Here is a 22,746-nt window from a genome sequence, read left to right on the forward strand (position 1 = left end):
AGATTGCATCTACATCATACAAAAGAAAAATTAAATTGTATGAAAAGATTAGCTTTAATTCTAATGTTCAGTTTCAGCCTTATGGCATGTAGCCTTGATGATGACGGCCCGGGAAGATTACAGGAACCGGCTGAAATTATCTCAACCAACCTACCCGATTATTTTGAAACTGGTAAATCTTATGACATCGATGTGGTATATAAATTACCTTCGACCTGTCATACTTTTGCCGGCTTTCACTCATCCAGAGGGGATGGAGAGAATTCAACCGACATTTACGTGATTACCATTACCAGTTACCAGGCCGATTTAACCCAATGTTCTATCGAGGCAGATGAAGAGGACCTTATTAAACAGGCCGCATTGGGAAGATTGACCATAGATGCCGAGGTTGGCACCAGCTATACTTTCTTTCTCTGGAAAGGTAGTGATGAAGACGGGCAGGCAATTTATACCGAAGTTGAAATCCCGGTAATTGATCCCAATGATAACGAACTAGAAAACGCCGATTAATTTAAAAATTAACCTATAAAAATTTAGTGGGTTTAAACAAGCTTATACGTCAGTGTAAAAAACAGGATCTCAAAGCCCAGGAAAAGCTATACCGTAAATATTCGGCAGAGCTTTTCGGGCTTTGCCTTAAATACTCAGGCAATTATGAGCAGGCCCAGGATAATTTACAAGACGGTTTTATTACAATTTTTAAGAAAATCGGGCAGTATAAGGAAGAAGGCTCTTTTGAAGGCTGGATGAAACGCATCATCATAAACACAGCCCTTCAAAAACACAGAAAAGAAAAGCTGCTTCAAATTGTAAATGAAGGCCAGATAGAAGATACCGCTGTTGAAGTAGACGAGGATGAAATCCCTTCCGATTTTCTTCTGAAGTGTATACAGGAATTGCCTTCCCGCTACAGGCAGGTATTCAACCTGTATGTGATGGATGGGTTTTCTCATAAAGAAATAGCCGAAATGCTCGAAATAAGTGTAGGCACCTCGAAATCTAATTTAGCCAGAGCCCGACAAATTCTGAAAGACAGAGTTGAGAATTACCAGAATAATATTTCAGTGAATTCAATATGAAGAAGCGAACCAACATAGATGATCTGTACCGGGAGAAGCTGAAAGATTTTTCAGAAATCCCGCCGGAAGAGAGCTGGAAAAATATCGCGAAAACTTTAAAGAAAAAAGATAATCGCAAAGCCGGCATTTTACCATTGTGGTATAAATTGGCAGGCGCAGCTGCAGTAGCTGTAATTCTAATGGGAGCCTTTTGGTTTTTTAATAATCCTTTTCAGCACGAACCTGGAGTGGTGTTCGATATAGATGAAAATGCACTGCCGCAAATCGAATTGCCAGGAGAAAACAGAAGCCTGGAAGAGGCTTCAGAAGAATTGGAGCGCAATAATTCTACTTCAGGAGAAAATTCAAATTCTTCTGACAATCAAAGCCAAATAGCTGAAATTTCAGAAGAAAAATCAGCAGCCAAAAAATCTCAAAATCAGTTTGCAGAAAATTCTGTAGAAAATTCCGGAACCTCTAAAAATTCAGGCCGGGAGCGATCTTCAGAATCTGAAATTGCCGGGATTAATTCAGAAACAAAAGAGCAATTTACCCAGGCAGAGGACGAAAAATCTACTGAAATAAAAAATACAGAAACTCAACTGGCTGAAACTACAAATTCCACTTCAGAAGAAGAAGAAGAAACTCCTGCGACCACAGAGCAGGAAGCCTTAGCCAGCCTGGGAAAAAATCCCGATCCTGAAGCTCCGGAAACCGAAAATAAAAATGGCCAGAAATTAAGAGTAACTCCTTTTGCGGCCCCGGTGGTTTATAACAATTTGGGCAGCGGAAATGCGATAGATGCCAGCCTGGCCGCGAGCCCTACTCAAAGTGAAGTTACCGTGGCTTATGGGGTAAATCTGGCTTATTCAATTTCAGATAAAATTAAAATACGCACCGGGATAGGAAAGGTAAATATGAGTTATCACATCCAGGATGTGAATGTTTCGGCAACCCTGCAACCCAGTGCTATTGCAAACATCGATTTTAACGAGCAAAATCAAAACATTCAGTTAAGAAGTGCTTTGAGCAACAGCCTTCAAACCAGTAGCACTTCGATGTTTCCGGGCAATTCTGTGATGCCCTCTTATGCTGAGATCAATCAGCAATTTGGTTTTATTGAAGTTCCCGTAGAAATTGAATATGCTTTACTGGACTCCAGGCTGGGCGTGAATATCATTGGGGGAGCCAGCAGTTTGTTTTTGGAGGAAAATGCGGTGTTTTTGAATTCCAATAATCAGCGGGACAGATTAGGAAGTGCCAATAATATCAACGAGCTTAGTTTTAGCACCAACATTGGGTTGGGTGTGAATTATGAACTAATAGACAATTTTAGCCTTAATCTGGAACCGATTTTCAAATATCAGCTCAACACCTTCAATAACACCAGCGATATGCAGCCTTATTTCTTCGGAATTTACTCGGGGCTTAGCTTTAAATTCTAAAGAGTTTCGGCTTTTAGTTGCCGCTTTTTCTTTTGCCGGTCGGCCAGAAGTTCATTATGGATTACCTGCCGGGTATGAAGTTTTAATTTTCTTCGCTCCTGAAGTTCCATTCCTTTTGTAGGGATGATTTTGTGCATTTTGACCCTCAGTTTCCCCGGACTTCCGCTTAAGAAATTATAGGAAAATCGCTTTCCGGTATCAAAAAATGTAAAAGGCACCACAGGAATTTGGTGCTCTACCGCCAGCCTGAAGGCTCCATCCTTAAAATGGTCGAGAAGAATACTGCGATCGTCGGGTACGCCGCCTTCAGGGAAAATACAAATACTATTGCCCTGTCGAATGCGCCTTTGGGCCTCTTTATAAACTCCGTGCTTACTACGGTTACACTTACGATCTACAAGTATACAGGTGCGGCGATAGAAAAATCCGAAAACCGGGATTTTAGCCAGCTCCTTTTTTCCAACGAAAATAAAGGGATGTTTTACCACCGCCAGCATTAGCATAATGTCTATCATCGAAGCGTGATTTGCCACGAACATATAGCTTTCTCCTTTTTTAAGGCTGGTTTTGGATTGGCATACCGGATAGAAACCCATTCCGTATAAGACGCATTTAGCCCAAATACGGGCGCATACAAAATAGGCCGGGTAGAATTTTTCTGCAGAAGTGAAAATGAGTAAAAATGGCAACATCACCGCAATTGGTACTATCATTAAGATATAGAACCAAATTCGCCAAAAAAAGACCGCTGTTTTCCGTAGGAAGTTCATGCGCTTCAAAATTACTAAAATGAAATGAGGGAATTTCCCAAAAAAATTACCTTTGTAAAAAACCTGAAAAAGCCGATGTCGAGAATACTCACCGGGGTACAAAGTACAGGCACCCCTCATCTTGGAAACTTACTGGGCGCTATAATGCCGGCCATCGAAATGGCCAACCAACCCGATAATGAATCATTTATTTTTATTGCCGATATGCATTCGCTCACGCAAATTAAGAATGCTGAAACACTTAGGCATAACACCTACTCGGTGGCAGCCACCTGGCTGGCCTGCGGCCTGGACATTGAAAAATCGGTATTTTACCGCCAAAGCGATATCCCTCAAACCTCCGAGCTTTCCTGGTATTTAAGTTGTTTCTTTCCTTATCAGCGCCTCACCCTGGCTCATTCATTTAAAGACAAAGCCGACAGGCTGGAAGATGTAAATGCCGGGCTTTTCACTTATCCTATGTTGATGGCGGCCGATATTTTGCTTTATGATGCTGAAATTGTTCCTGTTGGGAAAGACCAGTTACAACACCTGGAAATTACGCGAGATGTCGCCTCGAGATTCCACAACCAAATGGGTGAGACTTTTGTAATTCCTGAAGCCAAAGTACAGGAAAACACAATGTATGTTCCCGGGACCGATGGCGGAAAAATGAGTAAATCAAAAGACAATACCATCAATATTTTTCAACCCGATAAAAAACTACGCAAACAGATAATGGGAATCGAAACCGATAGCACCCCGCTTGAGGAGCCCAAAAACCCTGATTCCTGTAATGTGTTTGCCTTGTATAAATTAATCGCTTCTGAAGAAAAAATTTCTGAAATGCGCAGCAATTATGAGGTCGGCGGTTTTGGATACGGTCACGCCAAACAGGCTTTGTATGAAGAGTTGGTAGAAAAATTCAGTTATGCCCGCAAGAAATACGAGTATTACATGAATAATTTAACCGAAGTAGATAAAGCCCTGGCCCAGGGCGCCGAAAAGGCAAATGCCGTGGCTACTACAGTTTTAAAGCGGGTTCGCGAACGGGTGGGTTATTAAACCGCTTCGAATAATTTCCCGGGGAGTGGTCTAACCACTCCCTTTAATTCCATATTTATTAAGATTCCGGCGGTTTTAAAGCTTGGAAAACCACAGTTTAAGGCGATGTGGTCTAACTGCGATTTCCCTGAATTTTGCAAATATTCCATCACTTTGCTTTCTTCGGGATCTAGTTCTATGAATAATTGTTTCTGAACCGGTTTGGGGGATTCTTCGGTGTTCCAGCCTAACATATAAATTAGATCGGCGGCAGAATTTAAAAGATGTGCATTCTGGGTTTTAATGAGGTTATTGCAGCCCAGGCTGTAATAATCTGTAGGCCGACCCGGAACCGCAAAAACCTCGCGATTATAGGAATTTGCTATATCGGCAGTTACCAGGGAACCGCCCTTTTCTGCGCTTTCTATTACCAGCGTAGCTTCGCTTAGGCCGGCGATGATGCGATTTCGTTTCAGAAAATTATTGCGATCAAAATCATCACTGCTCCAAAAATCGGTAAGAAAGCCCCCGTTTTGTTCAATTTGCTTTACATATTTGGCGTGTTGCCGCGGGTAGATTTGATTTAAACCGTGGGCCAGGCAACCAATGGTTTGCAGGCCGTGTTTAATAGCGGCTTTTTGAGCTGTAATATCTACCCCGTAAGCAAAACCCGAAACGATGACCGGTTTAAACAAACTAAGCTCTTCAATCAAATTTTCGCAAAAGGCAACACCCTGAGGCGTGATTTTGCGGGTACCCACAATACTGAGAATTTTTTGATTTGTAAGTTGAATATTTCCGCGGGAAAAGAGCAACAGCGGGGCATCGTGGCAGTGCTTTAAACGGGCCGGGTAGTCTTCTTCCTGAAAATAAAGAGATTTTATATTTTCCCGTTGAATAAAATCCAGCTCAGTTTCTGCAGCTTTCAGGTGTTTGCTGTCCTGCAATTCCCTGATGCGCAATTCTCCAATCCCTGATATTTTTAGAAGCTGGGATTTCTTAGCTTTAAAAACCGCTTCAGCCGAACCAAAACGCGCTATCAGTTTCCTGGCACTGCTATCTCCCAGATTTGGAACGCGTTGCAAAGCCAGGATATAAAGTAATTCAGAAGTGTTCATTGCCCCAATTTGACTAAAATTACAGAAAAAAGGTTTGTTAATAAATTTTCTTTAGATAACTTTAGGGAGCCTAATAAAGCTTCTTATTTTTGTGCCAATGAATATAGCTAACTACCTTCAGGACTTACTTTACAGATACGAATGCGTGATTCTTCCGGGATTTGGGGCCTTTCTTTCCCAAAAACAATCGGCTAGAATCGAAGCAGAAACCGGAGCATTGTACCCTCCGAAAAAAGTGGTTTCCTTTAACAACCAATTGCTTAACAGCGATGGCCTGCTAGCCAATTATATCGCAGAAGCCGAAGGTATTGCCTATGCACAGGCCGTTTATAAAATCGATGTTTTTGTAGAGGAATTAAAAAATTCGCTCGAAAACGATAAGGAGGTAGAATTAGCAAAAATTGGTATTCTTAAAAAAACCAGTGAAGATAAACTTCAGTTTGAGCCTTTTAACCAGGTAAATTACCTGGCCGGAGCTTTTGGATTGGATACTACCAGGGCCAAAAAAGTTAACCGCGAAGTTTATAAAGAACAAATCGAAGACCTGGAGGAAAAAACTCCAATCCTCTTCACTCCTGAACGCAGAAAGACTTCATCTTTCCTTAAATATGCCGCGGTTGCAGTTATTGCGCTTGGAATTGGTGGTTTTACAGGATTAAACATCTACAGCAACCAGGTAAGCCAGCATAACATCGCTGAGCAACAGGAAGCCGAAAGCCTGCTGCAACAGCAAATTCAACAGGCTACTTTTGTGATCGATAATCCATTGCCGGCGGTAACTTTTACTATCGAAAAGCAATCGGGTAAATTCCATATTGTGGCCGGAGCCTTTAGAATGCGCGAAAATGCTCAAACAAAGGTAGATGAACTAAGAGAAGAAGGCTTTAAAGCTCATTTGCTTGGCGAAAATAAATACGGCTTGCACCAGGTGGTGTATGGCAGTCATCAAACCCGCAGAGACGCTATTAATATGTTGAGAGAAGTTAAAAAACAAAACGAAGGAGCCTGGCTGCTTATCCAGGAACTTTAATAGTTTTTTAAATTTCTAATCCTTTAATTCGGCTTATTTTTGCCGAAAATTTCTCCTATGGAAGCCAAACGCCCCAGCGAATCAAGAACTACTTTAACCGATCTTGTACTCCCCAGCGAAACCAATCCGCTTAACAACCTTTTTGGCGGGGAACTTCTGGCCAGGATGGATAGGGCCGCCAGTATCGCAGCGCGCAGGCATAGCCGAAGAATAGTAGTCACCGCTTCTGTAAATCACGTGGCATTCAATAAGGCTATTCCTTTAGGTAGTGTGGTTACTGTAGAAGCCGCAGTTTCCCGGGCTTTTAAATCTTCTATGGAAATTTTTATCGATGTTTGGGTAGAAGATCGAGAAAGCGGAAACCGCACCAAAGCCAACGAAGCTATTTATACTTTTGTAGCCGTAGATGAAACCGGTGCTCCTGTTAACGTTCCTCCACTGGAGCCTGAAACAGAGATCGAAAAACAAAGATTCGAGGCTGCGCTTAGAAGAAAGCAGCTTAGCCTTGTCCTGGCCGGGAAAATGAAGCCCAACGATGCTACCGAGCTCAAGGCCTTATTCAAGGATTAAATAATTACATTTTAATAATCCAGTCTTCAGGATTCATTTTTTGAGTATTCTTATACACTAAAAAATGCAAGGTGGTCTTTCCTGTAGTACTGCTTGTCGCAATTTCCCCCAATTCCTGCCCGGTCACAATAACATCACCGCGTTTTACAAATACCTTTGAGAGATTGTTATAGATACTTATATAATCCCCGTGTCTAATCATTACAGCTTTATTGGCTCCTTTTAGCACCTGCACCTCACTAACGGTACCATTAAAAACGGCCCGGGCGTTATTGCCCTCTCCTGTATTAATGCTAATTCCGTTATTATTAATGGTGATGGAGCGCACTATAGGATGCGGCTGGGTTCCAAATTTAGAAGCTATCACGCCCGATCGCACCGGCCAGGGAAGCTTCCCCTTATTGCTTACAAAATCGGCTGCCAGAGCTCTTGCCTCAGGGGTCATCGCATAGGTGTCGCGGGAAGTAGACCCACTCTCTTCATTGGTTTTTGCGATACTCTCCCGAATCATCTTTTCGATTTGCCGGTCTATTTCGTTGATCTCCTGCTGCCTTTTCTTAATTTGGGTAGCAAACTGGCTCTCTTTGCTTCGTATAGTGCGCATCAATTCCTGCTGGGCTTTTCTGTTCTTCTCAAGCTCGGCACGGGTTTTTCGGTTTTCGGAAATTAAAACCTCCTTTTGCTGCTTTTGTTCCACCAAATCTTTATTTAACTGCTGAAGTTCATTTGTTCTGGCCTGGATTTCCTCTCCCTGCTGTTTGCGATAATTCGTATACTGCTTCATATACTGAAGCCGTTTGTATGCCTGTAAAAAGTTTTGTGAAGAAAGCAAAAACATTATACGGCTTTGGCTGGATTTGCTCTTATATGATTTTTCTATCATATTGGAATAGTCTTCCTTAAGCTGCTCCAGATCCTTTCTTAGCCGGGAAATTCGGGATTGATTTGTATTGATCTCCCGGGTTAGCAAATTTGCCTGTTGATTGGTCACCTTAATAAGATTCTCGGTGCTTTGAATTTGCTGATTAAGGTCTTCTACCTCATTCAATACCGAGCGTTCTTTTTGTTTGTTGGAACTGCGCAACTGGCTAATTCGGCCAATTTCTTTTTGCAACTCCTGTCTTTTTTGTTCAAGGCTTTCGCGAGAAATTTGTGCCTGTGCAGTCCATATTCCTCCTAAAAAAACAAAAATAAATATTACAACAAACCTGCAATGATATCTCATTAGTCTACAGCGATTTCTTCATAACCCGACGGAATTTCAAAAGGAAAACTCACTTCTGAATCTATTTCCAGAGAACGGTAGGTTAAATCTATATTAGTGCTTTTTCCGGCCTCATTGGCCACGATTTTAATATCCTGTGGGAATAATTTCCCGTTCACGTTTTGATAATCTGAATAGGTCACCGTTACACTGCGGTTAGCTCCCTCTTCGCTAAGCTGCTGGGCTACGGCTTTATAATTTTCAGCACTTAGCAGAAAAACTCTTTTAATAATACCATTCTCAACCGGAGCTAACTGAAATCCTCTTGGGCTTTGGCTTAACTCATAAGCCTCGTCACGCATATCATAGATACTTTGACCAATTAATAGGTTTTGTAACTTCTGAAAATCCAAGGGAGTCCCCAACATATCGCTCAATAAGCTAAAATCCCCATCAAAGTAGGTTTTGCTTATTTTCTCATAATAGCTCACACGGCTGGGAGTGATATAAGCCCTGGCCACCGGGAATCCCATAACCTGGGCATTCAACCAGATCGCCTTGTCTTTTTCCATCCTGAAGCTCAGGGTTACCGACTGGCTCCTGTCTTCATCTTTGTAAACCGTTCTAAGCCGCCCTGAGAGCGTCTTAAAATCGGTTTCGTTCTCATAGTGTCGCTCTATAACTCCGGCAGCCTCAGCGTTACTTTTTGAAGCTTTTGGGCCGGTTTTTCTTGCGCCACAAGCTACTACCAGTAAAGCCAGTATCAATATTCCAAAAATTCTCTTTAACATCTACTCCTGTTTTTTAGGTTCTTCCAATTTGCGGGTGTATTCTTCGGCCTTCGAAATATTTCCAAGTCCCTTTGCCGCGATGGAGAGTTGGTTATAAAAATCGGCAAGCAATTGCCGGTTATCTATAACATAATCCAGGCCAAAAGTAAGAATTTCATCGGCCCGGCCATATTCACCAAGTTTATTATGAGCTACACCTTTGAATAAATATAAAAGCGGTTGCCCCGGATAAAGATCTAAAGCCTGCTGGCTATTTTCAAGCGCTGCCGCATACTGTTCAAATTCCAGCTGAAGCACAATCGTATTTCTAAAGAGTTCAAAATTTTCAGAATTTTCTGCCAGCGCAGTTTCAAAATATAGCAGGGCATCTTTACGCATTCCATTTTCCAGATAATAATTGCCCAATTGCTCAAACAATAACGGGCTGTTTTCCTGCCCAGATAATAACTGGCTCACTTCCAGAAGATCTTCTTTATATTCGGGATTTTCATTTACAAATAGCAAAAAATCATTCAGCACCCTGAATTTTGAATCGGCATCTATCTCTTCGCTTTCAAAGACGAGCTTCATCGATTTTACAGCCTCTTCAGGCTGGTTTCGGCTAAGATAAAATTTATAAAGTGCGAGATGCACCAGGGTAGATCCCGGATTGATTTCGAGCAAATCCTGAGCTACTTGAAAAGCGCCCTCTTCATCTCCCTGTTCACTATACATGTAAATGAGATTCAGGTAGTTTTGCTCATTTTCGGGATCGGCACTAATGCTTTCTTCCAATTCGCTAATTTGGGCGTTGGTATTACCGGTTCGGGCATAGATTTGACGCTTGAGCTGAGTACGGTAGCCAGATTGCCCGTACTTTTTTTCCAGGTCTTCAATAACCTCCAAAGCCTTGTCGTACTCCCCGGCAAGCATATAAACATTAGCCAGATCTTTTTCATAGTTCTGGTTAAATTCAACAAGCTGCTTTATGCTTTCAACCGCCTTTTGAAAATCTTCCTGAGCCAGATAGGTCTGGTAAATTTCGTAAAGTAAGATTTCCCGCTCAGGGTCCAACTCCCTGGCCTTATTAAAATTTATGAGTGCCGCATCGTATTGCTCTAATTCCCGGTAATTTTTGGCCAGCTCAAAGTAAACTACAGGATTTTGAGGCTCGAGTTTTTTGCAAACTTCAAGGGCAGTGATTGCTTTTTGGTAGTTTTCAATAGCTTTTTGCTTGAGGGCTTCAAAAAATTGTTCCTGAAATTCGGAAGTTACATTTCCCAAATCGTCTTCATTCACCTCGTTCACGATATTTTGTTCTTCTTCCTGGCCGCTTGCAAGAGCCACCGGAAGAAGACAAAATATAAATATGTAAACCAGCTGTTTCATAATTTTTGAAATGCCTTACCAGGGCTTCAGTTTATTCCAAAACCGAATAATCACCAATGCTAACCTGGGTAAATTCCCCGTTAAATTTAGCGTGATTTCCAATCATCGCGTTATCCAGATTCGCATTTTTTATTTCTGAAAAATTCTGGATAAGACTATTTTTAATCGTTGAATTTTCAACCCTTGTGCCGTCACCAATACTCACGTTTGGGCCAATCTTGGCATTGATAAGCTCTACATTTTCTCCTATAAAACAAGGCTCGGTGATTTCAGAATCTTTAATTTTTACCGATTTAGACATTAGCTCTTTGCCCTCCTGGTGAAGGAAATTAAGCATTCGCCCGTTGGTCTCTACGGTTACATTTTTATTTCCGCAGTCCATCCATTCATCTACTTTCCCAGGTACGAATCTCAGACCATTAGCCCGCATAGCCTGAATCCCATCGTTTATCTGGTATTCGCCACCACGGGTTAGTTTTTTATCCAAAACCCCCTGAAGCTCATTTTTAAGCACGGCCACATCTTTAAAGTAATAGATCCCAATCACCGCCAGGTCTGACACAAATTCCTCGGGCTTTTCGACCAAATCCACGATCTCGTTGTTTTGATTGAGCTGCACCACTCCATAGGCTTCAGGTTTATCTACCTGTTTTACCCAAATCACGCCATCGGCTTCTTTGTCTAAGGTAAAATCGGCTTTAAAAAGCGTGTCGGCATAAGCGATAACGGCAGGGCCTTCCAGGGAGTCTTTGGCGCACATAATGGCGTGGCCGGTTCCCAAAGGTTGATCCTGATAATAAATCGTGCCTTTAGCTCCGAGGCTTTCAGCAATTTTAATAAGATCGTTTTCCACCTTATCTCCAAAATCTTCGGCGATCACAAAAGCTACTTCATCGATCTTTTCATCTAAAACTCCGGCGATATCTTCTACCAGTCGATGCACGATGGGTTTCCCTGCTATTGGGATTAATGGTTTTGGAACGGTTAAAGTATGTGGTCGAAGTCGCGACCCGCGACCTGCCATAGGTACTATAATTTTCATGTATTCAATATTTGTAATTTCTGCAAAGGCAGAAATCTTCTGTTATTATTAATTTTCCGCACAACCGGGTATTCCCGGTTAAACAATAATTTAGTGATGCCCGGTGCTGCCAAAGCCACCTGCCCCCCGGCTGGTTTCTTCAAGCACTTCTACTTCTTCCCAGGCGATATGTTCGTGTTTAGCGATCACCATTTGAGCAATTCTCTCCCCGTTTTCGATCGTATAATCTTCGTTGGAGAGATTCACCAGGATAATCCCGATTTCACCACGGTAATCGGCATCTACAGTTCCGGGAGAGTTTAGAACAGTAATGCCCTTTTTTGCTGCCAACCCGCTGCGGGGTCTTACCTGAGCTTCATAACCCACAGGTAATTCTATAAAAAGTCCGGTTTTCACAATTGCGCGCTCAAGCGGCTTTAAGGTGATTTTTTCTGAAATGTTTGCTCTCAGGTCCATTCCCGCCGAGGCTTCGGTTTCGTAATGTGGCAGGTTATGAGCCGACTTGTTTATAATCTTTACTTTCATCAAAAATTTATTTATTTCAATAATTGCTGTAATTGTTTTCGCTCCCTGAAGTAAACCAGCAGTAAAAAGCCAATTACCAGGGCTGTACCGGCATAATAATCGGTCCTTAAAAACTGGAAGGAAATTATGGAAAAGCCAACAGAAACCAGCAGGTAAAAGCCTATTTTTTTAACGTCATAAGGTACGGGATAGTATTTTCTTCCTAAAAGGTAGGAAATAAGCGCCATACTCCCGTAAGCTGCCAGGGTAGCCCAGGCTGCCGCCATAAAGCCTAAAACCGGGATAAAATACAGGTTAAACCCAATGGTGATAATAGCTCCAAAAATAGAGATATACATCCCTATCCTGGTTTTATCGGTAAGTTTGTACCAAACCGAAAGATTGTGATAAATCCCCAAAAACAGGTTGGCCAGTAAAACCACAGGGACTATAGATAAAGCCACCCAATAATCGCTGTTTCTAATAATCAATTCCTTGAAAAAATCCAGAAATACTACCAGAAATAAAAGAATAAAGCTTCCGGCAATTACAAAATAGGTAAGGATAAGCGAATAGGTTTGCCGGGCATTTTCGGCTTTCGCCTGATTAAAGAAAAAAGGTTCGGCACCAAGACGAAAAGCCTGCACGAAAATCGTCATAAAAACCGCGAGTTTATAACAACCCGCATAGGCTCCCATAATTTCATCGGAAAGCATATCTTTCAGCAGCAGTTTATCGAGGTTCTCGTTGATCACGAAGGCAATACCGGCCACCATCACCGGCCAGCCATAGCGCCACATCTTTTGGAGCAGGGGAAAACTAAAATCGAGCCTGGTTTTGAAAAAATAGGGCAATAGTATGAGAAAAGTTAATCCGCTGGCGGCCAAATTTGCCAGGAAAATGTAGCCTACTTTATCGGCATCGGTATAATTATCAAGAATAATTTGAGGAGTCGCATTGGGGAATTTTTGCACGAACCATAGAAAATAAAAGTTCAGCAAAACCACCGTGAGGATATTCAAAATCTTAACCAGGGCAAATTTCATAGGCCGGTTTGAAGCCCTGAGCCAGGCAAAGGGGACAACCACAAGGGCATCGAGCGCTAAAATACCCATCAAAATATTAAAATAAAAAGGTTTTAAGTCGAGCAGGGAAAAGAGATAATCCCTGAAGATTACTACCAGTATAAAAAATATCACAGTGGTAACACTCAGGGAAATAAAGGCGGTAGAAAAAACCTTTGCTTTTTCTTTAGAATGGCTAAAGAACCTGAAAAATGCGGTTTCCATTCCGTAGGCCAGCAAGACGTTAAAAAATGCGGCCCATACGTAAAAAGTAGTGTTGATAGAATAGCTGCCGGTGGTGAGTGCCCAGGTATGCAGAGGCACCAGAATAAAGTTCATCAACCTTGGCAAAACCGTGGCAAAGCCATAGACTATGGTATCCTGAAAAAATCTCTTTAAAGTGCTCAACCGGCCGTTATTTTGATACTGGAGGTTTACTCTTTTTCTACTATTCCGGTGATTTTGTAATATTTGGTTTTGCCAGCCTGCTCAAAAACCAAAATGGCTTCGTTTTCTTTTATATCAAACGGGCTTTTTTCGGGCTTTTGAGGGGCCCTGTTGCCATATTCCTCTTTTGGATCTACGTGCATTACTCTTTCTCCTTTTCCGGTGGCAAAATGCGCTGTATAGATATTTGATTGCTCGGCAGATTGTTTTAAGTCTGAATGCAAGCCACGGAAGTACACACTTTTTAATGCAACCCGGTTTTCCTGAATCGTTGCCACAGGGATATGCAGCGCAAGTCCATCTTCGGTTTCAGAATAATAAGCCTGGTTTAGTTGAGCAGGGGCTCTTTCCTGTAATTCCTTGTTACTGCCACAGCTGCTAAACAGGCTTAAAACAACAATGCTAAATACTAAAAATGGAGCTTTCATATTAAAGTGGTTTTGTGATTTAAAGGTACAAAAACAAAAGATATACCAATTAAAAAACCCTGCCGGGGGACAGGGTTTCTAAAACGGGATTTCTCCCGGAATATTCTAATAAATTATCCGTTTAGCGCCTCGGCACCACCAACGATCTCAAGGATTTCGTTAGTAATCGAAGCCTGACGGGCTTTATTGTAAGATAACTTAAGGTCGTCTCTAAGCTCCTTGGCATTATCGGTAGCCTTATGCATAGCGGTCATACGGGCACCGTGCTCTGAAGCGAAGGAATCTCTTATAGCCTTGAACAACTGCATTTTCAATGACTTCGGAATTAGATCTTTTACGATCTCAATTTTAGAAGGTTCAAAGATATAATCCAGCTGCTTGTTGTCTTCAGTTTCAAACTTTTCAATAGGTAAAAACTGCTCGTGCTGTACGATTTGAGTCCCCGCATTTTTGAACTGATTGTACACCAAAACGATTTTATCATACTTTCCGTCAAGGAAAAGCTGCATTAGCTCTTCGGCGATTTCAGAAGCATTTTCAAAGCTAAGATCATCGAAAATGGCATTTTCATTTTTATAAATGCTATAATCTTTCTTCAGGATATCATTGGCTTTTTTACCAATTCCGTAGATATCAACATTCTTTGCCTGGTAATCGTTCTGAATCTTATACTTTACAGCTTTGATAATGTTAGTGTTAAAAGCACCGGCCAGACCTTTGTTTGAAGAAACAGCAACGATAAGCACATTGTTTATCTCGCGTTCTTCAGCATATTTACTGCTGGCATCATCATCTAAAGTAGCACTTAAATCCTGTAGCAACTGGGTAAGTTTTTCAGAATAAGGTCTCATTTGCGTAATCGCATCCTGAGCCTTGCTCAACTTTGCAGCCGATACCATTTTCATGGCACTGGTAATCTGCATCGTTGAAGAAACCGAAGTAATCCTGCTGCGTAATTCTTTTAAGTTTGCCATAAGCCCTACCTAACCTCCCAAAAGGGGAGGGATTTTTTTAAAAAATTATAGTACCCCTCCCCCCTCGGGGAGGATGGGAGGGGCATTTTTTAGTTTTTATACTTCTCTGAAAGCTCCTTAGCTACCTGAGCAAGAGTATCGGTGATCTCGTCGGTTAATTTACCGGCTTTAAGAGCATCTAAAGTATCTCTATGCTTGGTGTTAAGGAACTCCAGGTAATCTTTCTCAAATTCTTTTACCTTCTCTACAGGTACATCTCTAAGCAGGTTTTTAGAACCGGCATAGATGATCGCTACCTGGTTTTCTACCGGGTAAGGATCGTTTTGTCCCTGCTTAAGGATCTCCACGTTACGCTTACCTTTTTGAATAACTCTAAGCGTTGCAGGGTCAAGATCTGAACCGAACTTGGCGAAAGCTTCCAGTTCACGGAACTGAGCCTGGTCAAGTTTTAATGTACCGGCTACTTTCTTCATCGATTTGATCTGAGCCGAACCACCTACACGCGATACAGAGATACCCACATCAATCGCAGGACGAACCCCAGAGTTAAATAAGTCGGAAGTAAGGAATATCTGCCCATCGGTGATCGAGATCACGTTAGTTGGAATATATGCCGAAACGTCTCCCGCCTGGGTTTCGATAATTGGAAGTGCGGTTAGTGATCCCCCACCTTTTACTCTGTCTTTTAGAGAATCTGGAAGGTCGTTCATATTCTTCGCGATCTCATCATCATTGATCACTTTAGCCGAACGCTCAAGTAATCTTGAGTGAAGGAAGAAAACGTCTCCAGGGTATGCCTCACGTCCCGGTGGACGACGAAGCAAAAGAGAAACCTCACGGTAAGCTACCGCCTGTTTAGATAAATCATCATACACGATAAGTGCAGGACGACCGGTATCACGGAAGTATTCTCCAATAGCAGCACCTGCAAAAGGAGCATATACCTGCATAGGCGCAGGATCTGATGCGTTTGCAGCTACTATAGTGGTATAGGCAAGAGCTCCACGGTCTTCAAGTACCTTGGCGATACCTGCTACGGTAGAAGCTTTTTGACCAATAGCCACATATATACAATATACCGGTTCTCCGGCATCGTAAAATTCTTTCTGGTTAAGAATGGTGTCAATACAAACCGTGGTTTTCCCGGTTTGACGGTCACCAATCACAAGTTCCCTTTGTCCACGTCCTACAGGAACCATAGCGTCGATAGACTTAATCCCGGTTTGAAGAGGCTCATTTACCGGCTGACGGAAAATTACACCGGGAGCTTTACGCTCAAGAGGCATCTCGATGGTTTCTCCTTCGATAGCACCTTTCCCGTCTATAGGGTTTCCTAAGGTATCAACCACACGGCCAACGATGCCTTCACCAACTTTGATGGAAGCAATTCGCTGGGTTCTTTTTACTACCGAACCTTCTTTGATCTCTTTCGATGGACCTAAAAGTACAACTCCAACATTGTCTTCTTCCAGGTTAAGCACCATTCCTTCAAGGCCGCTTTCAAATTGAACCAATTCTCCGTATTGAGCATTTGCCAAACCATAAACATTGGCGATACCATCACCAACGGTAAGTACAGTACCTACCTCGTCTAAACTGGCTTCTGACTCAAAACCTGATAATTGCTGCTTTAATATTGCTGATACTTCAGCAGGATTTACTTCTGCCATAATTATTTAGGATAAAATGCCACGCTTGCACGCGACGGTTTTAATTAAACTTTTGAAACGTATGTGTTGTTCTTTAATTCTCTTTTTAGCCTGTTAAGGTTACTAAGCACACTGGCGTCATATTGCAGGTCTCCCACTCTTAATACAAAACCACCAATCATTTCTGTATCGATAACATTCTTAAGGTTTGCCTGGTTTCCGGTTAGCTGTTTAACCTTAGCCTGCACCTTTTGTTCGAGTTCAGAAGTTAGAGGCACAGCGGTGGTTACCACAGCTTCCTGGATGTTGTTTAACTTATTATACTGTAGCAAATATTGTTTTGCCACCACATCTAATAGGTTAAGCCTTTCGTTAGCGATCAACAGGTCAAAACTACCAAGGGTAATAATGTGGGCCGATTTAAAGATCTCGTTTAATGCATTTTTCTTAAGGCCCGATTTTATCACGGGGCTTCCAAGCATATTACGAAGTTCTTTGCTTTGTGCGATGGTTTCAGAAATGCTTTGCATGTCCTTGTAAACCGCATCGGCTGCGTTTTTGTCTTTTGCCAGGCTTAAAATAGCCTTGGCATATCGTTGTGCTGCCCTGGTTCCTTTCATTTCAAGCTTAGTTTAAAGTAACATCACCCAGCATCTCATCGATCATCTCGTGCTGCTGTTTTTCGTTAGAAAGCTCTTTTCTAACCACTTTTTCAGCAATTTCAATAGAAAGCGCTGCAACCTGGTTTTTAAGCTCGGCCATTGCCGATTGCTTTTCAAGTTTAATGGTTTCCTGTGCCTGGGCTACGATTCTATCGGCTTTTTTCTGAGCGTCTTCGGTAGCTTCGGCGATAACTTTCTCCTTCAACATACGCGCTTCCTTAAGAATAGCATCTCTCTCGGCACGGGCTTCTTTTAAAAGTTGCTCATTATCGGCCTTAAGATTTTGCATTTCCTTGCGGGCTTCGTCAGCAGAAGCAAGCGCATCGTTAATAGATTGTTCGCGGTTATTTACAGCCCCAAGAATTGGTTTCCAGGCGAATTTTGCCATAAGGAAAATAAGTACCAGGAAAACGATGGTTTGCCAGAAAAATAATCCGAAATCAGGAGTGATTAAATCCATAGTCTATTTATATAGTAAAAATTTAAAACATCAAATTAAAAACCGCCTTCGCAACCAACCGTTGCGAAGGGGTTTAAATGGTCTTGATTATCTAAGTACACCAAGTAGCGCGGCAACCACCCCGAAAAGGGCAACACCTTCTACAAGTGCAGCAGCAATAATCATTGCGGTTTGAATCTTACCTGAAGCTTCTGGCTGACGGGCGATAGCGTCCATTGCTGAACCACCAATTTTACCAACACCAATAGCGGCTCCAACAACTGCTAAACCAGCTCCAAGAGCTGCAAGACCTACATACAATAATTCCATAATAGATAAATTAAAAATTAAAATTAATGATGTTCATGTTCCGCAACTGCCATCCCGATAAACAGGGCCGACAGCATTGTAAAAATAAACGCTTGAAGGAATGCTACCAGCAATTCCAGTATTGTGATGAAAAGTGCAAAAGGAACCGAGATTCCAGCTACTCCGGCGCTTTCCAGGATAAATATCAATCCAAGTAAACTAAGAATAATAATGTGACCTGCAGTGATGTTCGCAAACAAACGAATCATAAGTGCGATAGGTTTAATAAACACTCCAAGCACCTCAACAACCGCAAGTATGGGCTTTACGAAAGTGGGAATTCCGGGCATCCAGAAAATATGCTGCCAGTATTCCTTATTTCCATTCATTATGATAAGAGCCAGGGTAAACAATCCCAGAGATACGGTTACCGCAATATTCCCGGTAACGTTGGCGGCTCCTGGCAAGAGACCTAGCAAGTTAGTGATCCAAATAAAGAAGAATACGGTTAATAAAAACGGCATAAACTTCATATATTTTTTATCGCCTATCTGAGGTCTTGCGATCTCGTCACGCACAAATAACACCAGGGTTTCCAGTACATTATTGAAACCTTTAGGTGCGTGCTTATTCTTTTTGTGAAAACTTGCCAGCCCAAAGAAAAACCAGATCATAAGAATCACGGTTAAAAACATAGCAGCCACATTCTTGGTGATCGACATGTTAAGCGGTTTAGACGCATTAACAGGGTGGTGTTCCTCATCAAACTGCACAGTAAAAGCTCCTTCGTCTAACTGGTAGATTTTCTCATGATAATTTACGAATTGCATCCCGTCTTTTTCAACAATATGCTCTCCTTCGGTATCGTGATGAAACTCACTGGACATAAATGTTACCAGCCCATTATCTGTCCAGAGGATTACAGGTAAAGGTAAAGTGTAAGAATTATCGCCTGATCCAAAAAAATGCCAGCCGTGTGAATCTCCAATGTGATGAAGAATCATGTCGGTGGGATTGAATTGTTCTTCAGATTCATTTTCAGCCGGATCGGCCGAAGCAAAAGCTAAAAAAGGAAGTAAGGCGAAGGCTAGTGTTAACGTCACTATAATCTTAAAAGATTTATGTGCTATCATAGTACCTGTTCTGCTTAAAAATTATGGGCTCTAAATTTCCGTGCAAAGGTATACTTTTAATTTTTATCTGAAAGCCCAGCATGTAAAAATTTCCCGCAGGTTGCTTTTTTAACGATTTGCCTGAAAAACAAAGACTTATTTCGAGTTGATGAGTTTGATTACATATAGGGTTTCGAAGAGCAAAAAAGCGAAATAAGGAATGAAAAACGCCAGGATATTGATCAAAACAGCTTCATTTTGACTCAAAATTAAGGGTAAAAGGAAAATTACCGCCGCCAGCATTTTCATCATGCTTAATCCCATAAAGGCATAACCGGTTTTATCAGAAAAATTTCGGCTCACCCAGGCAAGCAGACTATAGATAATCACTGTAGCCAGGATATGGAATAAATAAATAGCCCATATAGGGTAAAATAAAGAAGCATCGACCCATAAATAAAATCCCGTTTGTTGCAGTCCGAATAGGATAATACTAAAGACCAGAAATATTTTTAAAAATTCGGCTATACTTTTTTTCATAGTTTTAATCATCCTGAAGATCGCGCAATCCACGAAACACCATATACAGGGCTATAAAAACGCCCAGGAGGGATACCCCGATGGTAAATGCCGAGTATTTATTGGGAAACCTGCCATCCAGCCAAATTCCACCAAAAACCCCGGCAGCGATGATCGCTCCCATCTGGAAGGCGATATTCACATAGGCCAGAGCTTTATTAGGCCGATTGTTTTTCATTTTTCTTCTTCAGTGATTTCACCCCGCCATTCATCTGGCAGGTAGCGTTAAAAGTAGCGCCGGGCTCTATGGCCAGTTTTCCGGCTTCGACCTCACCATCAATAACAGCACAGCTTCTTAAGCTAAGAATTCCGCTAACGTTAAGATTTCCGGAGATTTTACCTTCTATATCGGCCTGTTCACATTCCAGCTTTCCGTTAATAATGCCGGCCTGGCTAATCACCACTTTCCCGGCAGTGATTAAATTTCCTTCGAGGGTACCTTCAATTCTAAAGCTGCCTTTGCCTTTAATATCTCCGGTTACGATAGTGCCGGCCGATATTTTGTTTTGCTCCTTGCTGTTTTCAGGTTTGGAGTTTTTTTGATCTTTGAACATAAGTAGGGTTTAATTTGGGGGTAATAAGTAGGTATTCAGATTTTTATGAATTTGTGCAATTCTATAATTTTCTGTGGAAATAGCAATAACTTCTCTGTTAATTCTAAATTCATTACCCTGCAGCAGGTCAATAAATCCGCGGGCGCGGGAGGCATCATCCAGCCCGTGTACCACAACGAAAATTTCTTCAGAAGTGTAGACATCCCGGCTTACTTCAAGATCATAATTTATTTGCTGAATAACTTTCTTCAACTCCTCCTGAAACCTCTCTGCTTCCTGCTCATTTTCAACATCAAACCTGTAGACCAGTTTATAATTTTGCTGAAGACTATCGCGGTTAAATTCATTTAACGCAAGTCCCGGCAGGGCCCTGTTGATGATATCCTGAGCTCTTTTTCCCTCTTCAGACTGCGGATAGCTTAGCGCCACCTGATTTAAGGCGTTTTTATACGTTTCAAAGCCTTCAAGCCGGCCCAGGGCCATAGCTTTTAATAATTCAAGCTTAGGAACGATCTCCTCTCCCCTAAAAGCTGAAATATGAAGATTTGCTTCCTCTATCACCCCAACATAATCTCCATTTTCAAATTTTCGATAAAGTTCTTTATAAACAACCTCGGCAGTATTTTCTGAAGCCCGCAGGCTTTCAGGATTTAAAATATACGCTGCATAGCGGGAATCGGGATGATCGCGCAAAATCTGGTCTTTATAAAACTGCTGAAGGGATTGTCGCCCGGTTATGCCATAAATTTCATAAAGGTTGAATTTAGCCGGAAGTTCAAGATCGGCTGCCACTCCGGTTTCCAACATAGCTTCAAACTTTTCGGCAGCCAGCTCATATTCCCTGAATTTTTCTTTATAAATCACCCCAAGCTGGTACCAGGCAAAATTGCGTTCCCGCTTTAAACTATCGAGCAACACAGGGTCGTTAGGAATTTGCTCAACATAAGTCATCGCATTAAATCGAGGATCATTTTCATAATCTATCGCATTGGTATCGGCCTGGGTTTCAGAAGTACGATTCTGGGCAAAAGAAGCTTCGCCATAACGCCAGTTATCGGCCAGGGGTCTGTTTCCCCAGCTGCGTTTAAATTCTTCCAGGCCGCGGCTCAGGCGGTTTTCATCATAAAAATAGAAACTCCTTGCCGCAGCCGGGCTGGGCATTGCTCCCGGCATATTTGAACTTTGTGGTATGTTTACAGCTACCTGTTCTACGCTTTCAGGTTTGGCTTTCAATTCTTCAACATACGCATCAAAATAAGCGATTTGTTCTTCCCTGCTCATCCCTGCCAGCCTAAGAATACTATCGTTTTCTTCGGCCAGATCCTCGTAGAGAATCACATCTTCCAGGTTATCTTTTTTCTTTTTGATTTGCCTGAATTCCCTAAGCCCGGGATCCATAGTAGCCAGGGTGCTGTCGTAATAATTCCCGGCCTTTCGGTACACAGCCCGGTCAAAATACATATCGGCCAGGATTTCATAATTTATGCTTTGTAAATAACGATCGCTCGAAGGTGACCTGAGCGATTTATTATAATATTCTTCGGCAAGGCGGGTAGAATCCAGCGCCTTGTAAAACTCGGCGGTTTGAAAATAGATTTTATCCAAAAATGGGCGGTTCTCCCTTTCATCTTCCAACTCCTCTAAAGCACGCCGAATCTCATAATCACTCCCCTGCCCCATTGGCATATTTCTTATTTTTCCCAGCTCGGCATTGATCATATAAATACGTGGCGATTTTCGGTTTAGATCAATCACCTCATCAAAAGCTAAATTTGCCTGTTCGGGCTGCCCCAGTCGATTGTGAAGTTGACCCAGTATGAAGTAATACCTGCCTTTTTCTTCATTGTTTTTGGTAAACTCGGCGGCGGTTTTGAGCGGTGCCAGAGAACTGTCGGGGTAATTTAAGTTTAAATAGGCCTGGGCTATACTGGCCGAAGCATCGGCCCGATCCTGGTCGTCGAGTTTTTCGGCCTCAAGTACTTTTTTAAGGTTTTCTATAGCCAGCCGATTATTATCTAGCCTGATATTCGCTTTTTCGCGCCAAACCCGGGCGTGGTTTATACTGTTGCTGGCAGGATATTTATGAAGCACGTAATTGAAAGCCTCCAGCGCCGGGATAAATCTCTGGTCATAATACCTCGCTTTTCCCAGCAATAAATAAGCTTCATCGATCTGAGGGTTTCTTTCTTTCCCGCCAATCAGCATCGAATGTCTTTGAATGGCTTTGGCGGCTTTTTCTTCGGCTCTTCCAAAATTTTGATTTCTAATGCTATCGGGCAATAAAATCTGGTCGTCGATTGCCATTCGCTCTACCGGTAAAACATCCCAGAAATTTTCTTCGTAAGACAGCCTTAGCTCTTCTTTTCCTGCTTCCAAAGCTAGCTGGCCATTATAAAGCGTATTATATTCGGTGGTTACGGCGTGCCAGTTGCGGCTTATAAATGTATTTTTCTTTCGGGAACAAGCGGCAAGGCTTCCGAATAAAATCAGAAATATCAGGATTCTGGAAAAATACTTCAAATTCAGGCGGTTAATGCGTATTTGGATAACTCCAAAGCCGCGAATTTAGTATGTAAAAATAAGTTTCTTTTTACAAACTCAAA

The 22,746-nt window shown here is 42.0% G+C and carries 25 protein-coding genes; 6 read left to right on the top strand and 19 right to left on the bottom strand.

Annotation, left to right across the window (positions count from 1 at the left end; genetic code table 11):
• Window positions 1–39 precede the first annotated feature (39 nt).
• Genes ACW6QP_RS00695 through ACW6QP_RS00705 form a run of 3 tightly spaced genes read left to right on the top strand, consistent with a single transcriptional unit; the run spans window position 40 to window position 2,506 of the window.
• On the top strand, window positions 40–513 hold the full coding sequence (locus ACW6QP_RS00695; protein ID WP_457908910.1) for a hypothetical protein: 474 nt from the start codon (window positions 40–42) through the stop codon (window positions 511–513).
• A 26-nt stretch (window positions 514–539) separates the two neighbouring features.
• Window positions 540–1,082 carry an RNA polymerase sigma factor gene (locus ACW6QP_RS00700; protein WP_457908911.1) on the top strand — a complete coding sequence of 181 codons (543 nt, stop codon included), beginning with the start codon at window positions 540–542 and terminating at the stop codon, window positions 1,080–1,082.
• Window positions 1,079–2,506 (top strand): hypothetical protein, encoded by a 1,428-nt coding sequence (locus tag ACW6QP_RS00705; protein WP_457908912.1) that lies wholly within the window; start codon window positions 1,079–1,081, stop codon window positions 2,504–2,506. Before ACW6QP_RS00700 ends, ACW6QP_RS00705 begins: the two co-directional genes overlap by 4 nt.
• On the opposite strand, the gene ACW6QP_RS00710 is transcribed toward ACW6QP_RS00705, so the two are convergent.
• Window positions 2,503–3,276 carry a lysophospholipid acyltransferase family protein gene (locus tag ACW6QP_RS00710; protein WP_457908913.1) on the bottom strand — a complete coding sequence of 258 codons (774 nt, stop codon included), beginning with the start codon at window positions 3,274–3,276 and terminating at the stop codon, window positions 2,503–2,505. The genes ACW6QP_RS00705 and ACW6QP_RS00710 overlap by 4 nt on opposite strands.
• 75 nt (window positions 3,277–3,351) lie before the next feature.
• Between ACW6QP_RS00710 and trpS the strand changes: the two genes are divergently transcribed.
• Window positions 3,352–4,320: a tryptophan--tRNA ligase gene (gene trpS, locus ACW6QP_RS00715; RefSeq protein WP_457908914.1), complete on the top strand. Its 969-nt coding sequence runs from the start codon at window positions 3,352–3,354 to the stop codon at window positions 4,318–4,320.
• Here trpS and dprA read toward each other — a convergent pair.
• Window positions 4,317–5,417 (bottom strand): DNA-processing protein DprA, encoded by a 1,101-nt coding sequence (gene dprA, locus ACW6QP_RS00720; protein WP_457908915.1) that lies wholly within the window; start codon window positions 5,415–5,417, stop codon window positions 4,317–4,319. The genes trpS and dprA overlap by 4 nt on opposite strands.
• A 97-nt stretch (window positions 5,418–5,514) precedes the next feature.
• Here dprA and ACW6QP_RS00725 point away from each other — a divergent pair, with 97 nt between their 5' ends.
• Both ACW6QP_RS00725 and ACW6QP_RS00730 read left to right on the top strand, forming a co-directional pair.
• Window positions 5,515–6,447 (top strand): HU domain-containing protein, encoded by a 933-nt coding sequence (locus ACW6QP_RS00725; protein WP_457908916.1) that lies wholly within the window; start codon window positions 5,515–5,517, stop codon window positions 6,445–6,447.
• Window positions 6,448–6,504: 57 nt separating this feature from the next.
• Window positions 6,505–7,017 carry an acyl-CoA thioesterase gene (locus ACW6QP_RS00730; RefSeq protein ID WP_457908917.1) on the top strand — a complete coding sequence of 171 codons (513 nt, stop codon included), beginning with the start codon at window positions 6,505–6,507 and terminating at the stop codon, window positions 7,015–7,017.
• A gap of 4 nt (window positions 7,018–7,021) precedes the next feature.
• Here ACW6QP_RS00730 and ACW6QP_RS00735 read toward each other — a convergent pair whose 3' ends face one another.
• From ACW6QP_RS00735 to porW, 17 genes are all read right to left on the bottom strand, one after another.
• Entirely contained in the window at window positions 7,022–8,242 is a 1,221-nt protein-coding gene (locus ACW6QP_RS00735) for a murein hydrolase activator EnvC family protein (RefSeq protein WP_457908918.1), read from the bottom strand.
• Window positions 8,242–9,012 (bottom strand): DUF4292 domain-containing protein, encoded by a 771-nt coding sequence (locus ACW6QP_RS00740; protein WP_457908919.1) that lies wholly within the window; start codon window positions 9,010–9,012, stop codon window positions 8,242–8,244. Before ACW6QP_RS00740 ends, ACW6QP_RS00735 begins: the two co-directional genes overlap by 1 nt.
• The gene (locus ACW6QP_RS00745) at window positions 9,013–10,380 is read right to left on the bottom strand and encodes a tetratricopeptide repeat protein (RefSeq protein ID WP_457908920.1); all 1,368 of its coding nucleotides are present in this window, start codon (window positions 10,378–10,380) and stop codon (window positions 9,013–9,015) included.
• Between the two features lie 31 nt (window positions 10,381–10,411).
• Entirely contained in the window at window positions 10,412–11,422 is a 1,011-nt protein-coding gene (locus ACW6QP_RS00750) for a sugar phosphate nucleotidyltransferase (RefSeq protein ID WP_457908921.1), read from the bottom strand.
• Window positions 11,423–11,512: 90 nt separating this feature from the next.
• Entirely contained in the window at window positions 11,513–11,947 is a 435-nt protein-coding gene (gene dut / locus ACW6QP_RS00755) for a dUTP diphosphatase (protein ID WP_457908922.1), read from the bottom strand.
• 11 nt (window positions 11,948–11,958) lie between these two features.
• Entirely contained in the window at window positions 11,959–13,398 is a 1,440-nt protein-coding gene (locus ACW6QP_RS00760; RefSeq protein WP_457908923.1) for a lipopolysaccharide biosynthesis protein, read from the bottom strand.
• 26 nt (window positions 13,399–13,424) lie between these two features.
• The gene (locus ACW6QP_RS00765; RefSeq protein ID WP_457908924.1) at window positions 13,425–13,865 is read right to left on the bottom strand and encodes a hypothetical protein; all 441 of its coding nucleotides are present in this window, start codon (window positions 13,863–13,865) and stop codon (window positions 13,425–13,427) included.
• Between the two features lie 113 nt (window positions 13,866–13,978).
• Window positions 13,979–14,839: an ATP synthase F1 subunit gamma gene (gene atpG, locus ACW6QP_RS00770; RefSeq protein WP_457908925.1), complete on the bottom strand. Its 861-nt coding sequence runs from the start codon at window positions 14,837–14,839 to the stop codon at window positions 13,979–13,981.
• Window positions 14,840–14,928: 89 nt separating this feature from the next.
• Window positions 14,929–16,509: a F0F1 ATP synthase subunit alpha gene (atpA, locus tag ACW6QP_RS00775; RefSeq protein WP_457908926.1), complete on the bottom strand. Its 1,581-nt coding sequence runs from the start codon at window positions 16,507–16,509 to the stop codon at window positions 14,929–14,931.
• A gap of 44 nt (window positions 16,510–16,553) precedes the next feature.
• Window positions 16,554–17,108, bottom strand: a complete 555-nt coding sequence (atpH, locus tag ACW6QP_RS00780) for an ATP synthase F1 subunit delta (RefSeq protein WP_457908927.1) — start codon at window positions 17,106–17,108, stop codon at window positions 16,554–16,556.
• A gap of 7 nt (window positions 17,109–17,115) precedes the next feature.
• Window positions 17,116–17,610, bottom strand: coding sequence for a F0F1 ATP synthase subunit B (locus ACW6QP_RS00785; RefSeq protein WP_457908928.1), 495 nt, complete (start codon window positions 17,608–17,610; stop codon window positions 17,116–17,118).
• A gap of 87 nt (window positions 17,611–17,697) precedes the next feature.
• Window positions 17,698–17,919 (bottom strand): ATP synthase F0 subunit C, encoded by a 222-nt coding sequence (atpE, locus tag ACW6QP_RS00790; RefSeq protein WP_072553516.1) that lies wholly within the window; start codon window positions 17,917–17,919, stop codon window positions 17,698–17,700.
• Between the two features lie 23 nt (window positions 17,920–17,942).
• A complete protein-coding gene (gene atpB / locus ACW6QP_RS00795) occupies window positions 17,943–19,031 on the bottom strand; it encodes a F0F1 ATP synthase subunit A (RefSeq protein WP_457908929.1) in 1,089 nt (362 codons plus the stop codon).
• 135 nt (window positions 19,032–19,166) lie between these two features.
• Window positions 19,167–19,550, bottom strand: coding sequence for a hypothetical protein (locus ACW6QP_RS00800; protein WP_457908930.1), 384 nt, complete (start codon window positions 19,548–19,550; stop codon window positions 19,167–19,169).
• A 4-nt stretch (window positions 19,551–19,554) separates the two neighbouring features.
• Entirely contained in the window at window positions 19,555–19,767 is a 213-nt protein-coding gene (locus tag ACW6QP_RS00805; protein WP_457908931.1) for an AtpZ/AtpI family protein, read from the bottom strand.
• On the bottom strand, window positions 19,748–20,143 hold the full coding sequence (locus tag ACW6QP_RS00810) for a bactofilin family protein (protein WP_457908932.1): 396 nt from the start codon (window positions 20,141–20,143) through the stop codon (window positions 19,748–19,750). Before ACW6QP_RS00810 ends, ACW6QP_RS00805 begins: the two co-directional genes overlap by 20 nt.
• A gap of 9 nt (window positions 20,144–20,152) precedes the next feature.
• Entirely contained in the window at window positions 20,153–22,663 is a 2,511-nt protein-coding gene (gene porW, locus ACW6QP_RS00815; protein WP_457908933.1) for a type IX secretion system periplasmic lipoprotein PorW/SprE, read from the bottom strand.
• Window positions 22,664–22,746: the final 83 nt, after the last annotated feature.

The sequence above is a fragment of the Salegentibacter haimaensis genome, assembly GCF_054121495.1.

Bases quoted from the DNA above. Each gene is read 5' to 3' on its own strand.
- ACW6QP_RS00695 (WP_457908910.1), top strand. From the start codon at position 40: ATGAAAAGATTAGCTTTAATTCTAATGTTCAGTTTCAGCCTTATGGCA.
- ACW6QP_RS00705 (WP_457908912.1), top strand. From the start codon at position 1,079: ATGAAGAAGCGAACCAACATAGATGATCTGTACCGGGAGAAGCTGAAA.
- ACW6QP_RS00710 (WP_457908913.1), bottom strand. From the start codon at position 3,276: ATGAACTTCCTACGGAAAACAGCGGTCTTTTTTTGGCGAATTTGGTTC.
- trpS (WP_457908914.1), top strand. From the start codon at position 3,352: ATGTCGAGAATACTCACCGGGGTACAAAGTACAGGCACCCCTCATCTT.
- dprA (WP_457908915.1), bottom strand. From the start codon at position 5,417: ATGAACACTTCTGAATTACTTTATATCCTGGCTTTGCAACGCGTTCCA.
- ACW6QP_RS00725 (WP_457908916.1), top strand. From the start codon at position 5,515: ATGAATATAGCTAACTACCTTCAGGACTTACTTTACAGATACGAATGC.
- ACW6QP_RS00730 (WP_457908917.1), top strand. From the start codon at position 6,505: ATGGAAGCCAAACGCCCCAGCGAATCAAGAACTACTTTAACCGATCTT.
- ACW6QP_RS00735 (WP_457908918.1), bottom strand. From the start codon at position 8,242: ATGAGATATCATTGCAGGTTTGTTGTAATATTTATTTTTGTTTTTTTA.
- ACW6QP_RS00740 (WP_457908919.1), bottom strand. From the start codon at position 9,012: ATGTTAAAGAGAATTTTTGGAATATTGATACTGGCTTTACTGGTAGTA.
- ACW6QP_RS00745 (WP_457908920.1), bottom strand. From the start codon at position 10,380: ATGAAACAGCTGGTTTACATATTTATATTTTGTCTTCTTCCGGTGGCT.
- ACW6QP_RS00750 (WP_457908921.1), bottom strand. From the start codon at position 11,422: ATGAAAATTATAGTACCTATGGCAGGTCGCGGGTCGCGACTTCGACCA.
- dut (WP_457908922.1), bottom strand. From the start codon at position 11,947: ATGAAAGTAAAGATTATAAACAAGTCGGCTCATAACCTGCCACATTAC.
- ACW6QP_RS00765 (WP_457908924.1), bottom strand. From the start codon at position 13,865: ATGAAAGCTCCATTTTTAGTATTTAGCATTGTTGTTTTAAGCCTGTTT.
- atpG (WP_457908925.1), bottom strand. From the start codon at position 14,839: ATGGCAAACTTAAAAGAATTACGCAGCAGGATTACTTCGGTTTCTTCA.
- atpA (WP_457908926.1), bottom strand. From the start codon at position 16,509: ATGGCAGAAGTAAATCCTGCTGAAGTATCAGCAATATTAAAGCAGCAA.
- atpH (WP_457908927.1), bottom strand. From the start codon at position 17,108: ATGAAAGGAACCAGGGCAGCACAACGATATGCCAAGGCTATTTTAAGC.
- ACW6QP_RS00785 (WP_457908928.1), bottom strand. From the start codon at position 17,610: ATGGATTTAATCACTCCTGATTTCGGATTATTTTTCTGGCAAACCATC.
- atpE (WP_072553516.1), bottom strand. From the start codon at position 17,919: ATGGAATTATTGTATGTAGGTCTTGCAGCTCTTGGAGCTGGTTTAGCA.
- atpB (WP_457908929.1), bottom strand. From the start codon at position 19,031: ATGATAGCACATAAATCTTTTAAGATTATAGTGACGTTAACACTAGCC.
- ACW6QP_RS00800 (WP_457908930.1), bottom strand. From the start codon at position 19,550: ATGAAAAAAAGTATAGCCGAATTTTTAAAAATATTTCTGGTCTTTAGT.
- ACW6QP_RS00805 (WP_457908931.1), bottom strand. From the start codon at position 19,767: ATGAAAAACAATCGGCCTAATAAAGCTCTGGCCTATGTGAATATCGCC.
- ACW6QP_RS00810 (WP_457908932.1), bottom strand. From the start codon at position 20,143: ATGTTCAAAGATCAAAAAAACTCCAAACCTGAAAACAGCAAGGAGCAA.